General features: G+C 54.2%; 16 protein-coding genes and 1 riboswitch. Of the genes, 7 read left to right on the plus strand and 9 right to left on the minus strand.

Annotated features, from left to right (window positions below; translation table 11 throughout):
• Window positions 1–167: 167 nt before the first annotated feature.
• Window positions 168–692 carry a peptide-methionine (S)-S-oxide reductase MsrA gene (gene msrA, locus EVJ28_RS12715; RefSeq protein ID WP_131489182.1) on the minus strand — a complete coding sequence of 175 codons (525 nt, stop codon included), beginning with the start codon at window positions 690–692 and terminating at the stop codon, window positions 168–170.
• Between the two features lie 61 nt (window positions 693–753).
• Window positions 754–856, minus strand: a riboswitch (SAM riboswitch).
• A gap of 44 nt (window positions 857–900) precedes the next feature.
• Window positions 901–1062: a hypothetical protein gene (locus tag EVJ28_RS14245; protein ID WP_173647367.1), complete on the minus strand. Its 162-nt coding sequence runs from the start codon at window positions 1060–1062 to the stop codon at window positions 901–903.
• Window positions 1063–1182: 120 nt separating this feature from the next.
• On the opposite strand from EVJ28_RS14245, the gene EVJ28_RS12720 reads away from it, so the two are divergent.
• From EVJ28_RS12720 to EVJ28_RS12740, 5 genes are all read left to right on the plus strand, one after another.
• Window positions 1183–2577, plus strand: coding sequence for an amidase family protein (locus EVJ28_RS12720; protein ID WP_131489184.1), 1395 nt, complete (start codon window positions 1183–1185; stop codon window positions 2575–2577).
• Between the two features lie 69 nt (window positions 2578–2646).
• Entirely contained in the window at window positions 2647–3708 is a 1062-nt protein-coding gene (rlmN, locus tag EVJ28_RS12725) for a dual-specificity RNA methyltransferase RlmN (RefSeq protein ID WP_131489186.1), read from the plus strand.
• A 163-nt stretch (window positions 3709–3871) separates the two neighbouring features.
• Window positions 3872–4753, plus strand: a complete 882-nt coding sequence (locus EVJ28_RS12730; RefSeq protein ID WP_131469439.1) for an SMP-30/gluconolactonase/LRE family protein — start codon at window positions 3872–3874, stop codon at window positions 4751–4753.
• 12 nt (window positions 4754–4765) lie between these two features.
• The gene (locus EVJ28_RS12735; protein ID WP_131458737.1) at window positions 4766–5032 is read left to right on the plus strand and encodes a hypothetical protein; all 267 of its coding nucleotides are present in this window, start codon (window positions 4766–4768) and stop codon (window positions 5030–5032) included.
• A 335-nt stretch (window positions 5033–5367) separates the two neighbouring features.
• Window positions 5368–6564, plus strand: coding sequence for a GTP-binding protein (locus EVJ28_RS12740; protein ID WP_131458003.1), 1197 nt, complete (start codon window positions 5368–5370; stop codon window positions 6562–6564).
• Window positions 6565–6582: 18 nt separating this feature from the next.
• On the opposite strand, the gene EVJ28_RS12745 is transcribed toward EVJ28_RS12740, so the two are convergent.
• Together EVJ28_RS12745 and EVJ28_RS12750 are read right to left on the minus strand one after the other, a co-directional pair.
• On the minus strand, window positions 6583–7170 hold the full coding sequence (locus EVJ28_RS12745) for a DUF1643 domain-containing protein (RefSeq protein WP_131458004.1): 588 nt from the start codon (window positions 7168–7170) through the stop codon (window positions 6583–6585).
• 33 nt (window positions 7171–7203) lie between these two features.
• Window positions 7204–7887: a lysozyme family protein gene (locus EVJ28_RS12750; RefSeq protein WP_236633385.1), complete on the minus strand. Its 684-nt coding sequence runs from the start codon at window positions 7885–7887 to the stop codon at window positions 7204–7206.
• 87 nt (window positions 7888–7974) lie between these two features.
• Between EVJ28_RS12750 and EVJ28_RS12755 the strand changes: the two genes are divergently transcribed.
• Complete coding sequence (locus EVJ28_RS12755; RefSeq protein ID WP_131458005.1) at window positions 7975–8673, plus strand: CPBP family intramembrane glutamic endopeptidase; 699 nt, start codon at window positions 7975–7977, stop codon at window positions 8671–8673.
• Here EVJ28_RS12755 and EVJ28_RS12760 read toward each other — a convergent pair.
• The gene (locus EVJ28_RS12760; protein ID WP_131458006.1) at window positions 8651–9529 is read right to left on the minus strand and encodes an alpha/beta hydrolase; all 879 of its coding nucleotides are present in this window, start codon (window positions 9527–9529) and stop codon (window positions 8651–8653) included. The genes EVJ28_RS12755 and EVJ28_RS12760 overlap by 23 nt on opposite strands.
• Before the next feature lie 171 nt (window positions 9530–9700).
• Here EVJ28_RS12760 and EVJ28_RS12765 point away from each other — a divergent pair, with 171 nt between their 5' ends.
• On the plus strand, window positions 9701–10120 hold the full coding sequence (locus EVJ28_RS12765; RefSeq protein WP_131458007.1) for a hypothetical protein: 420 nt from the start codon (window positions 9701–9703) through the stop codon (window positions 10118–10120).
• 166 nt (window positions 10121–10286) lie between these two features.
• Here the strand turns inward: EVJ28_RS12765 and EVJ28_RS12770 are convergent, their stop codons facing one another.
• From EVJ28_RS12770 to EVJ28_RS12785, 4 genes are all read right to left on the minus strand, one after another.
• Window positions 10287–10922 (minus strand): ABC transporter ATP-binding protein, encoded by a 636-nt coding sequence (locus EVJ28_RS12770; RefSeq protein ID WP_131469444.1) that lies wholly within the window; start codon window positions 10920–10922, stop codon window positions 10287–10289.
• Complete coding sequence (locus EVJ28_RS12775) at window positions 10919–11923, minus strand: ABC transporter permease (RefSeq protein ID WP_131458009.1); 1005 nt, start codon at window positions 11921–11923, stop codon at window positions 10919–10921. Before EVJ28_RS12775 ends, EVJ28_RS12770 begins: the two co-directional genes overlap by 4 nt.
• A gap of 66 nt (window positions 11924–11989) precedes the next feature.
• The gene (locus tag EVJ28_RS12780; RefSeq protein WP_131489188.1) at window positions 11990–13345 is read right to left on the minus strand and encodes a sensor histidine kinase; all 1356 of its coding nucleotides are present in this window, start codon (window positions 13343–13345) and stop codon (window positions 11990–11992) included.
• A complete protein-coding gene (locus EVJ28_RS12785; protein WP_131458011.1) occupies window positions 13342–14007 on the minus strand; it encodes a response regulator transcription factor in 666 nt (221 codons plus the stop codon). Before EVJ28_RS12785 ends, EVJ28_RS12780 begins: the two co-directional genes overlap by 4 nt.
• Window positions 14008–14034: the final 27 nt, after the last annotated feature.

A 14034-nucleotide genomic window follows, 5' to 3' on the forward strand; every position in this document is an offset into this window, starting at 1 on the left:
AGATGATTTTACTCATGGATGCGTTCCCCCGTCTGAATGAATAGGTTCATTATATCGATTCGACCGCACACAAAAAACCCTGAATGAGCACTTTTTATCAAGTGTCTATCATTCAGGGTTCAGTTCATATCACGATGGTCGCGTCTTTTCATTTTCAGTTATACTGGTTAAACCGTTTCCGCCCACGCCACATCAATAAATTCATCACGTCCTGAAATAGCCCGATCTTCCTTATAATGTTTCGGGTTCTTCTTGTGGTAGTCCTGATGATAGTCTTCGGCCGGGTAAAAGACGTCAGCCGCTAAGATTTTCGTGACGATCGGTTGTTTGAATCGTCCGCTCGCGGCGAGTTCGTCGCGGCTCTGTTCTGCTTTCACGCGTTGTTCTTCCGTATGATAGAAGATGGCGGGCGCATATTGTTGCCCGCGGTCTTGGAACTGGCCGCCGTCGTCGGTCGGGTCAGTCTGAATCCAATACAGTTCGAGCAAGCGCTCATACGCGAACTGAGACGGATCGAACGTGATCTCGACGACCTCGTAGTGACCGCTCGTGCCTGTCTTGACGTCTTTATACGTCGGATTGTCAACGTGTCCGCCTGTATAACCGGATACGATTCCTTCGATTCCTGGCTGTTCCTCAAACGGTGTCACCATGCACCAAAAACAGCCGCCTGCGAATGTAGCTTTTTCCAAAAAAAATCCCCCTTGTGTTCATTCCAAAAAAAGCGCCCATGTCATCGACATGAGCGTTTTGTCATATCGTCCAAGACAAAAATGTCTTGCTGGAAGTAGCACCTTGCCGAAGCAGGTTGCTGTGAAGTCATAGAGCCAGGTCTCTCGTTCACTCAAGATATCGATATGTAGTTGGTGACAGCATCATATCATCTGTCTCGTTTAAACGTCAACGATTTGGTGTGCGCCGAAGTTGAAATAGCGTGGCACCAACAATCAAGATAATGAGGGCGATGGACGCAGGGAATGCCCACGGCAAATCATCCCCGAACAATTGTAGAAAGAACAGGGCGAACACGGACAGTAAAACAAGGATGTAAGAGCGGGACATGGCTACCTCCAATAACGTTTCTTCTAGTGTATCAAGTTGCACATCCAATGGCGATAAAAAGAAGGGGATTCGATGCATTCAGCGAATACCGAATAACATTGCCTATAAGGAGGGAATTGGATGCAAGACTTATTTGAACTAGACATCGAGACCGCACAGTGCGGCTATAAAGAAGGGACGTTCACGGCCCGGGACGTGACGGCCTACTATTTGACACGGATTGCTAGCTTGAACGATAAACTGAAAGCGGTCATCCAAGTGAACCCGGACGCGTTGTTCGAGGCGGAGGCGGCCGACCGTGCCTACCGACGCGGAGACCGGCTGCCACTCCTCGGTATTCCCGTTTTACTCAAGGACAACATCGAGACGGCGGGACTCATGAGGACGACTGCCGGCGCCGTGGCGCTCGAGCATCACTTTGCGGGTCGTGACGCTGAACTCGTCCGCCGCCTCCGTGAGCATGGGGCGGTCATTCTCGGCAAAGCCAACTTATCGGAATGGGCCAATTTTTTGACGGAGGACATGCCGAACGGATGGAGCGGGGTCGGTGGCCAGACGCTCAATCCGTATGGTGACAATCTCGACGTCGGCGGTTCGAGCTCTGGCTCGGCGGCTGCCGTTGCGGCGAACTTGACACTGCTCGCCGTCGGCAGCGAGACGAGCGGGTCGATCATCCATCCGAGCGTCCATAACGGCATCGTCGGCATCAAACCGACGGTCGGGCTCATCAGCCGGAGTGGGATCATCCCGATTTCGCGGTCGCAAGATACGGCAGGTCCGATGGCGCGGACGCTCCGCGACGCGGTGCTCGCACTAGAAGCGATGTGCGGGGAAGACGGCTCGGACCCGGCGACGACACATCTGCCGGCCGGTCCACCGTACCGGACGTGTCTCGACGAACGTCAAGCCGTCGGCATGCGCGTCGGTTTCGTGAAGACGGAACTGTCGGATGAAGAACAGACGCTCTATCAAGAAGCGCTGGCGTTACTCAAAGCGAGCGGGGTCGAGCTCGTCGAAGTCGACCTGCCGTCAAACGACGGACTTGACCAAGGCGACGTCCTCTACCATGAGTTCAAGCTCGGGATTGAGGCGTATTTGGCGACGACAGCGCTCCCATATGAAACGCTCAAGGACGTGATGGACTGGAACAAGCGTCACCCGGAAACGATCCCGCACGGACAAGTTACGTTCGAGAAAGCGAATCAGTTATCAGGGCGTTTGACCGAGTCGAGCTACCTCGAGCGACGCTTAGCCGACGTCCGGCACGCGAAAACGGACGGCCTCGATCGTTTATTGATGGAACAAACGCTTCACGCCCTGGCGTTGCCACACGACTTGAATTACGATATGGCGGCGAAGGCAGGGCACCCGACGGTCACGATCCCATACAAGCTCAAACAGAGCGGGGCACCTTTCGGGCTGTCATTCACGGGTACGAGCTATGCGGAACGAGACCTCATCCGCATCGCCTACGCGTTCGAACGCCACGTGACGCGTCCGATCCCGCCTATGTAAGAACGTTGCACCTGTCGCTCACGTCCGCTACAATGGTACGTATGCGGATTGAAGAAAGGACAGATTACAATGAAATCATCTATATATGGGCTGACATTTGATCAGCTGTCGGACGCTTGCGTATCTTGGGGATACAGTGCCTACCACGCCAGACAAATATGGGACTCGCTTTACATCGACCGTGTCAGACGGCTCGACGAGATCGCGGTTCGTCCCGAAGTGCGCGAACAGCTCGAGGCGAACTATGCGCTGACGACACAAGAACTGTTCGTCAAACAAGAAGCGGGTGACGGCACGGTCAAATTCTTACTTAAACTGCACGACGGGCATTATATCGAAACGGTGCTCATGCGCCATAAGTATGGGCGTTCCGTCTGTGTGACGACACAAGTCGGGTGCAACATCGGCTGTAGTTTCTGTGCGAGCGGCCTCTTGAAAAAAACACGCGACTTGACGGCCGGCGAGGTCGTCGAACAGATCATGACCGTCCAACACTATTTAGACGAGGTCGGTGAAGGTGACCGCGTCAGCCACATCGTCGTCATGGGAATCGGGGAGCCGTTCGATAACTTTGATAACTTGGTCGACTTCCTCCGTGTCGTCAAAGACGAGCGCGGTCTCGCGATCGCTCCTCGTAAAATCAACGTCTCGACGAGTGGACTCGCCGACAAGATCTACAAGTTCGCGGACCTTGACCTGCGCATCAACTTGGCCCTCTCTCTGCACGCGCCGAACGATGCGCTGCGGACGAGAATCATGAAGATCAACCGGGCGTTCCCGCTCGATAAACTGATGCCGGCGATCCGCTACTACGTCGAGAAGACGAATAAACGGATCACGTTCGAGTACATCTTGCTCTCGAAAGTGAACGACTTGCCAGAACATGCCGAAGAACTCGCGGCGTTGATCAATGACATCAAAGACAAGTCTTACGTCAACTTGATCCCATACAACCCGGTCAACGAGCACATCCAGTACGAACGGAGTACGACCGAGGACATCATGGCGTTTTACGACGTCTTGAAAAAACGGGGCATCAATACGGGCGTGCGTCTCGAGCACGGGACCGATATCGATGCGGCATGCGGTCAATTACGCAGTAAACAAATGAACGTCGAAGGCGCCAAATAAACGAGCGCTCCGAATCGAAATCGATTCGGAGCGCTTTTATCGTGCCCGGGCGTATAATGCGTCAGACGAGAAATATCTTTAAACATTTTTGTGAATGATGAATAGTCCTTCCCCCCTCAGGGAATAGTCTTTTGATATCAAAGCAGAGAGTGGAGGCAATTCAATGGAGACAGTAAACGCTACGTTATGGATTCGAGTCAGAAACACGCTCGGGGAAGGGCCTTGCTGGGACGCTGAACTGAAGCGGTTCTACTGGGTCGATATCGAAGGGCACGCGCTCTGGTGGTACGATGAGAAAGAAGATGAATTATCTTCGTTTGATATGGGACAGCAGGTCGGGTTTGTCGTCCCTAAAGTGACCGACGGCGTGATCGTCGGATTGAAGGATGGTATCTATGAGTGGGATGAAACGTCGAAACAACTCGATAAACTCGTCGAACTTGATGACCCGGAAGGTGTCCTTCGCTTCAACGATGGGAAAGCCGACCCGTACGGTCGTGTCTTCGCCGGGACGCTCCACTTAAAAGACGAGTCTGAGCAGGCGACGTTGTTCCGCTTGAACCGCGACGGCACGACCGAGGTCATGTTGAGCGGATTGACGTTATCGAACGGGTTGACGTGGTCACCTGACCATACGTCGTTTTACCATATCGATACGCCGACCGAGACGGTTCGCAAGTTCCCGTTCGATTTGAAAACGGGCACGCTCGGGGAAGGTGAGGTCGTCATTGATTTCAAGAATGAGGACGGGTTCCCGGACGGCATGACGTCGGATGAAGACGGCTTTTTATGGATTGCCCACTTTGCAGGCGGGCGCGTCACGCGGTGGAATCCGGAGACGGGACAAAAAGTGCTTGAAGTCATCGTCCCGGCGCCGAACGTCACGTCGTGTAGTTTTATCGGGGATGACTTAAAACAATTGGCAATCACAACGGCACGGGAAGGCATGGACGACGAGGCGCTCGCCGCTCATCCGGATGCGGGTTCGGTCTTCAAGATCGATACGGACGTGAAAGGGATGCCACTTTATCGGTTTGGTCGTTAAGGAGGGAAGGCTATGGTGAAGCGATTGCTCGTGCGAGCGGGAATCGGATTGGCACTAGCGGCGGTGGCTCGGGTCGGGATTCAAAAGATATTGGACGACCGGGCCCGGAAAGAAGACCATACGTATCTTGAACCAAAGTGGGACGAGACGCCGAGTGTGGATGCCGATAAGGATGATGACGAGGTCGGATTGACGCAACTTGATTCGATTTACCGGGCCGATTGGCAAGCGAACACGTATCCTCGCTCTGAGGCAGAACGAAAAGCGTTAGAAGAATAACCGGTACGAAGAACATATCCAGAGCTTTTTCTTCGGCCGTCGAGGCCTCAGAAAAAGACAAATGGCCGCTAGATGGCGACCGTTTGCGTTGCTCGTTCGATGGCGCCCCGACTCCTGCAGGAAAGCAATCCAACGGAGACCCAGCAGCGACGCGAGTCGCGATGCGGCTCCGGGATTGCCTGCGGAAAGCATGGGCGCCGGAAGGACGAGCGATAACAATCATGTTAGTCAACAAGAAAACACGCTCCTTTTGAGCGTGTATTTTTGTTGACAACGGACGTGATCCCGTTCATTATCTAAAAAGTAATGATTACGATTTAAAGGTGGTATACATCATGAAACGAATTCCGATCACAGTCTTGTCCGGATATTTGGGAAGTGGCAAGACGACGTTGCTCAATCATATGTTGAACAATCGGGACGGTAAAAAATATGCCGTCATCGTGAACGATATGAGTGAACTGAACATCGATGAGCGATTGATTGAAGGGGCGGGCTTTTCGCGGACGGACGAGAAGTTGGTGGAGCTGTCTAACGGTTGCATCTGCTGCACGTTGCGAGAAGATTTACTCGAGGCGGTCAGCGAGATCGCGACTGACCGACAGCTCGACGGCATCATCATCGAGTCGTCAGGCATCTCAGAACCGATCCCGGTCGCGCAGACGTTTACATATGCGGATGAAGCCTTGGGTATCGACTTGACGAGCCGGGTGTATGTTGACGCGATGGTGACGGTCGTCGACGCATATCGATTTTTAAAAGATTTCAATTCGGGCGAATCGCTGCATGAACGTAAACAGGCGGTCGGCACGGATGACGTCCGGGAAGTCGTCGATCTACTCGTCGACCAAGTCGAATTTGCGGACATCATCGTCCTCAACAAGGCGGACCGGGTCACGGAAGCCGAACTGAATGAGATTGCGGGTCTGCTTCGTGCGCTAAACCCAGCAGCGAGGTTACTGACAAGCACATACGGCAACGTGAGTTTGTCTGACATTTTAAACGTGAACCTGTTCGACTTTGACCAGGCGATGCACGCCGCCGGATGGATCCAAGAGCTCGAGACAGACGACCATACCCCTGAAACCGAAGAATACGGCATCAGTTCATTCGTCTATCGCCGCCGCCGTCCGTTCCATCCCGAGCGGTTGCTCGCGTGGATCGAACAGTTCCCGGAAGAAATCGTCCGGGCCAAAGGGTTTTTATGGATCGCTTCTCGGAGCGACATCGCCTGCTTGTTCTCACAAGCGGGGTACGCGTCGACGCTCGAACACGCCGGCCGCTGGTTGGCGACACTCCCGGAAGTAGAGCGACAGCAGATGTTTGCCGCCGAACCAGAGCTCGAGACGGATTACATCGAGCCGTATGGGGATCGACAGACCGAGCTCGTGTTAATCGGTCAGCGGATGGACCGTGAGCCTGTCGAGCGTGAACTCGACCGTTGTCTGCTGTCGGATGAGGAGATGGCGTCAGATTGGTCGACGCTCTCGGACAACTTGCCGGGATATGACGCGGTACGGACATACGAATAAGAGACAAAACAGGACGACTCATTTCGAGTCGTCCTGTTTTGTCTCTTTCAAGATCTTAAATTTCGGTTTGATCGATTCGTTATTGAACGCTTCGAGTATCGTATTTTCGTTGGCCATGCGAATTTGTTGCGGTTCGCCTTTTGACGTCGTACCGATACAATACATGCTCGCCTCATGCTCGGCGAATAACGTCTTGTACAGTGTGGAATGGTGCATGAGGCGTCCGGGTGAGCCCCAACCGACGATGATCATGCCGCCGCTCGTCTCGACCTCGTCGAGCGTCTCTTCCACGTAATGAAAATTCACTTCGTCGAGTTGGGACTCGACGTAGGGTAGGTTGTCATTGATGGCGAGCGTCGGGACGAGACTGATGACGCGCATCTCGCGGATCGGTTTGTCCAAATGGTTCCGCATGAGCATGTAGGCACGTTGAGATGTCGTACCTGATAAGAACGCATCGCTCATCCGTGGAGAATAGATGATGACGGCACAAATTACCCCATCGACGACATCGGTGAATTCATACGTTCGCATGTAACGCTTTGTCTTGTCTTCGTTAAATATCGATTTGACTCGAATCGTCACTTCCTCGATATGCGTGTTCATGTTGTTTCCTCACTTTAACCAAATAGTGCCGGGTCATGCCCAGCCTGCGAACCAATCGAGATACCGGATCGTATACCGGGCGACCTGCTGCGTTGTCGTCGTCGCGTCACCAGGCAGTAACGACAGCTCGTCCTGGTACTGCTCATAAAAGGACATGACGTCTGACACGTACTGGTCACTCCGGTTGTATTCAAAGATGGCGTTTTGAATCGAGTCGACCGAATCAGTCGTCTGCCCGCCGTGCTCGCTCAAATAGTAAGCGGCGGCATGGGCCGAGTCGACCAAACTATGAGGGTCGGCCTTGCCGTCATCATCCCCGTCTCGGCCTAAGCCGCCGTACTGCTCAATCAGCGTCAAGTCGGTCAAATCGACTTCGTCTTCCGGGACATCACCTTTTTGGTCATCCGTATCGTACTGCCAACCGAGCCACGTCCGCGGCATAAATTGGAACGGTCCGATCGCGCCGACCGAAGAGCGCATCGATGAACTGTGCGAGAAGATCGTCTCGACACGGTGGACGGCGGCGAGTAGCCGCCAATCGACGTCATAGGTGGCCGCGGCTTCCTTGTAGACGTCTTGGTGGACCGCCGGGATACCGTGGTCACCGTAATAGGCCCGGTAGAGGGCGTTGTTCACTTTATCATGTTGACCAAACCAGCCGATTGCGCCGAGGCACAGCACGATCACAAGCATTACGCCGGTCAGTCGCAGCATCATTCGTTTCAAGATTCCGCCTCCTAGCTTTCTAGACAATACCCGAATAGTGTAGCATATAGCTAACAGGAAGGACAGGAGAGGATATAGATGCTTGAACAGGTCGTCTTTACGATTATTCTTGCGTATTTATTGATCGTACAACTATTCAACGCCCGGCTCGTGAAGCCGATGATCGAGGCGCTCGGGAGAACCCGTGTCTATGAAGAGACGATCAAGTCGGCATGGGGGCTGAGCCTGCTCTTACTAGCGCTCGTCTTCTTGTTCCAAGTCCCGCCGGAAGCGGTCGGTCTCGGGTTCGCGCCGCCGGATGGGGACGGGCGCGCCTGGCAGTATTTCTTCTTTTCGACCATAGTCATCTCAGGTCTCATCGCGTTCTATTTGCTCGTCAAGACGTCGGCCGCGTTACGGACAAAGCTTCGGCCGTTTTACGGGCTTGAGATTGAACGGTTGCTCCTTCCGCGCACGACCGACGAAGCGAGGGCGTGGGGCGCAGTATCGTTCACGGCCGGGGCGACCGAAGAGTTCATATTCCGCGGCGTCCTCTTGTATACGATTTCTTTATACACGGACGTCCCGGATGCGACGCTCGCCATCATCGGGGGCGGGCTGTTCGGTCTGGCCCATGCGTACCAGGGTCCGAAAGGGGTTGTCACGACGGGCCTTGTCGGTTTCCTGTTCGGCTATTTATATTTGGCGATGGGAATGTTGTGGCCGTTGATCCTCATCCATACGTTGCTCGACTTGATCGCCGGGCCGATTCACGTCACCGACGCAAAAACTGACTGACAGCGTTCTCGTAGGCAGGTTGGTCTTTTAAGATGCAATTCGTATGCTCGGCGCCGTGAATGAGTGCGAGCGCGTTCTGACGGTTGAGTGCGTTCATCTCGACGGACATCCAGGTCGGGACAAAGTCGTCTTTCGTGCCATGGATGAACAGCACCGGTGCAGTGATTGATGCGAGCGCTGCTTTCGGTCGGACTTGCCGCATCGTGAACCGGGCCCGACTCCACAAGAAGTAATCGATACCGGGCAACAACAAGTCACCCGGTAAGCGATGCAGCACGTTCAATTGGTAGCGCATGAGTTGCCTCATGTCATCGAACGGGCACTCGGCGATCAAAAAATCCACATCAGTGAGCGGGCCGGCCTGAAGAATCGTCGCGGCACCCATCGATACGCCGTGGAGCCCGACTTGATCGACCGTCTCATGGTCACGTAACCACTCGACCCAGTCGACGATGTCATGTTTCTCGTGGTATCCGTACGAGGCGTACACCCCTTCCGACTCTCCGTGTGAGCGCAAGTCGACCGCAAGCAAGTTATAGCCGAGCCGGTGGAACATCGCCAAGTGCGGTGCCATAAAGCTGTGGGAGGCCGTATAACCGTGGACAAAAACAACCCACTTTTTATGATTATTGTTCCGATAGACCCGGCCATACAGACGGTAGCCGTCACGGGAACGGAGGGAGACGTGCTCGAACGGCACGTCGTGATAAAAGGATTGATCTTCTTTCGTATAGGGTGCTAAGAGCATCTCGGGCGTCTTACGTTTTCCGCGAGTCATCCGCTTGAACGCGTAATAACTGACGGCGTAATAGCCTGTGAACAAAGTCGCGAGACCGTACTTCCATTTTTTCTGCATATAAAACCGCTCCCTTCTCCATTATTGTACCCGAAACGAATCGTTTCGTTCACGTTCGAGTTACTAATGTCCGAGCATATGTGACCGAATTGTCTATGGAAGTGTGAACAAGGATATTTGCCCCGTGAGTCGTTTGACATTATGCTGAAACGGCAGAAACGAAGGAGGCGGATGGACGTGACGCGTGAAGCGATGTATCGGATGATTCAAGCTTGTTTAATGGGGCGGACGGATTACGTGACCGAAGAGGGGATCAGCATCTATCACCGGGGGACGCACGAGACCACACATTTGTCGCCTGTGCTCGATGCGTTGATCGAATGTTACTTGACCGGGACAACTCGCAGCATTCATCTGTCGCTACATACGCTCGCGGTAACCGCAGGCGTCAAACCAGATGAGGCGATGCGGGCGCTCCTGGCGTTATCCGACGTCTTCCTCGTCTCACACCATATCGAAGAGAGGCTCCTGAAGATTCAACAGATTGACATCGATGTGATGCGTACGTTATCCGTTCACATCACGTTCAGCGCCTGGTTGTCCTATCATCTCGACCTCATCCGTCATCCGGAAAAGCATCGGGTGGGTTGATGAACACTTCAACACGCGGTCATAGATACTGAAAGAAGAGGAGCGTCATCCCTTCCGGGTCGGCGCTCCTCTTCTCATAATCAGTTAAAGTTTTTCAATCTCCCCGATCAGAAGCGGGGATTCCCCATGCTAGCGCCCCCGATTAAGCCGTTAGTGTGCGAGCATGTTACAGCGTTTCGAGCTGACCGTCTCGTAGACGGAGCACCCGGTCGCACACATCAAGCATGCGCTCATCGTGGGTGATGACGATCACTCGTTTGTTCCGTTCATGCGCCGCTGCGGCGAGACGCTCCATAACGAGGCGGCCGTTCGTATAATCGAGACTTGCTGTCGGTTCATCAGCCAACAGGAGCAACGGGTCATTGATGAGCGCGCGGGCCACAGCGACCCGTTGCCGTTCGCCGCCGGAGAGACGATTCGGCAACTCGTTCAATCGATGGCCGAGTCCGAAATCTGTCAACAGCTGTTTCGCGTCGCCGTCTGTGTCACTTTCCGCCTGAATGAGTGCAAGTTGTTCAATGACCGTCAAATACGGGACGAGGTGGGCGTCTTGAAAGACGAACCCGATCTCATTGAGGCGTAACTTCCGTCTCGCTTCTTCGTCGAGTGTAAATACATCGACCGTATCGAGATAGAGTGCCCCGGCATCCGGCTGTTTCAATAACCCGAGAATTTGCAGGAGCGTACTCTTCCCGCTACCGCTCGGTCCGACGATCCCGATGCACTCACCAGGAGAGACGGTCAAGTCGATCCCAGACAAAATCGGTTGTTCATATGCGTGATGAATGCCAGTCAGTTTCATGTCATTCGACCTCCTAAGGCGTCAGCTGCGTCGAGCCGGCGTAGTGTTTGTAGTGGCAAGATCGTCCCAAGGAGCGAGATGAGGACGAAGAGTGCGCTAAAGAGCATCACGTTCGCAAGCTCAAATTGAAATGGAATCGCTTCTGGGACGATACGTGTCGACAGCCATGTGATCAATGACGCGACGCCGCTCGCAAAGACGACGGTGACGAACACTTGGCTGACTAGCGCTGTGCCGATCGAACGTGTCCGAATGCCGATTGCTTTTAAAATCCCGAGCTCTGGCAACTTTTGTAGCGTCACCATATAGAAGAATGCTGTCAAGATGAATGCGCCGATTACTAATAGAAAACCGCGCATCATATCGAACGTGCCTTGTTCGGCCGAATAGCCAGGAACGGACTCGATGATTTCTTGTTTCGTGTACGCGGAGAGGGACGTGTCGCCTTCTCCAAGTAAAGCAGACACGTAAGTCGGACCACCGGCCGCCTGTTGATAGGCGGCCCATGTCTCCATCGTCGTCCAGACGACCGGGGCGTGGCTGAACCGTCCATCCGTCACGCCGGCGATGGTGAAGCGATACCCACTCGTGAAATCTTCGACCGTATCTCCAACGACAAATGTCTCAAGAAAACTCGGGTCGACGAGCACTTCCCCGACGGCGAGGTCGAGTGACGGTCCAACCGACGAATCGGCCGGCAAGGCGAAAACGGTCGCATCGACTTTCGTCTCGTTCACGAACGTGAGCGGTTTGACGGCAAGGGGTGTCAAACCGTCCGTTGGCGCTTGTTCGATGAACGATCGCGTCAATTGACCTTCCGCGTCAGCGGACAAGTGAAACGTGTCTGTATCAAGTTCACGTACGGTCGCACCGTTATCGTAAGCGAGCCCATCGGCGAGTCCGGTGATCAGCGTCGTCAACAAGACGATGAGCAGCGTGATCACAAAAATGAGCGAGAACCTCCGTTTTTGACGCCACATTTCTTTCAGTCCTAACTCCATAAAAAAACCTCCTTCATGTCGATGAAGGAAGCATAGCTGACGAACATGAACGGAATATGAACAAACCTAGAAGCGAACGATAAAGACGCTGCCACGCCCGAGCTCTGAAGTGACGAGGAGCTCCCCGCCGTGCAAGCGGACGATGTCATTCGCGATCGCGAGCCCGAGTCCGGTGCCGCGACTCGTCCGGGACAGATCGGCTTTATAGAAGCGTTCGAACAAGCGAGCCTTTGTCGCATCGTCCATGCCGACACCTTCGTCTTGGATCGAGACGGTCGGACGTGTCTCCTCGTAGGCCCGGATCGTGATCATCCCGCCCTCATGTGAGGCATGAATCGCATTGGACAACAAGTTGGACCAAACTTGCGACAACAAGACGGGGTCGCCCGTGACGACGAGCGACGCATCGAGATCCGTCGTGACGGCGACTCCTTTTTGATCGAGTTCGAACGCGTGCATGCGAATCACGTCTTCGATGGAGCGGCTAATCGCGACCTCGGTCTGGAGAGACACGTTGGCCTCATCTAGACGGGCGAGCATCAACAGCTGTTTGGTCAACCCTGACAGACGTTCCGTCTCATTCCGGATGATCGTCGCATATTCTTTCGCCTCGCCTGTGGACTGATCGGCCAGAATATTCGCATAGCCTGTGAGTGAAGTGAGCGGTGATTGGAATTCGTGCGATACGTTCGAGACGAATCGTCGACGTTCACCTTCTGACTTTTCGAGTGAATCGACCATGTGGGCGAAACGACGTGCGAGCGTACCGATCTCATCATGACGATTGAGCGGGAGCGAGCTCGGGCGCTCTCCGGAGACGACAGAGCTCGTCGCAGCCGTGAGGATTTTAAGCGGCCGGACGAGCAGCGTGGTCGCCAAGGCGATCAAGATGAAAGCCGAAGCGGTCAGAACGGCGAAAAATAGTCCGACGAACAGATGAAGCTCACGAATTTGGGCACCTAAGTCCGGACGTAGGAAGACGGCATCATCCCCGTCAGCCCCTGCGACGTTGAAGCCGTACGTATTGATGACCTCGTTATCGAACAGACCGAGCAAAAACAAATGGAACGGGTAATCGCGCATCCCTTCATAGGCGATGCCCGAGCGGACCGCATCGATCGTTTCGTCATCGATCGTCTCGTCCCGGAACGTGCCACCGTAACGCATGATGCGATCGTCAGGTTTGACGACGAACAGTTGGTAGCCGCTTTGAGCGAGCAACGAATAAAATGCGGTCTCGTCCTGATCGGTATGATTGTCAAAGTAGCCGCGCGCGGAACTTGCCATCTGTTCAGTCTTCGCGCTATACGATGGCTGCCACCATGTGTAATAGGCGACGTTACTGACGAGCAGGGCGATGGCACCCGACAAGAGTAAAATCATGAACACGGTCACGACGATTCGCGAATAGAGCGATCTCATGGCTTCACCTCGAGCGTGTAGCCGATGCCCCGGACGGTTCGGATCATGACCGTCTCATCAGGTAGGCGGCTACGGAGCCGTTTGATGTGGACGTCGATCGTCCGGTCGTCACCGTCAAACTCTAACCCCCACACGTTCTCGATCAGCTCGTCGCGACTGAACACGCGTCCCGGAAAGGCCGCGAGCTGATACAACAGCTCAAATTCGCGTTTTGGCAGGTGAATCGTCTCTTGATTAAAGGTGAGGCGATGTTCCCGGAGATTTAACGTGAGCGGCCCGGCCTTGATCAATGAGGCGGCGACTTTTTCATACCGTTTCGCCACGGCTTGAAGCCGGAATAATAGTTCTTCCGGAATGAACGGTTTTGTCATGTAGTCATCGGCGCCATGCTCGAACCCGCTCCGTTTGTCTTCCCATTCCCCGAGCGCCGTCAGCAAAATGACGGGGATGTCCACGAGCTCCTTCAAGCGATGACACAACTGTCGCCCGTCCATCCCGGGCAACATGATGTCGATGACGGCGGCGTCGGCCGGGTTCGATAAAAACAATTGCTCAGCCGCGTGTCCGTCCATGGCGACCGACACGTGATGTCCGGCCTGCCGCAGCGTCCCTTCAATGAGGCGCAAGATGGCCGGGTCGTCTTCTACGATCAATACGTGCATATCCCTCTTCCTTTCCATATGGCGACC

This window comes from Exiguobacterium sp. SH3S3, assembly GCF_004337115.1.
GTDB lineage: Bacteria > Bacillota > Bacilli > Exiguobacteriales > Exiguobacteriaceae > Exiguobacterium > Exiguobacterium aurantiacum_A.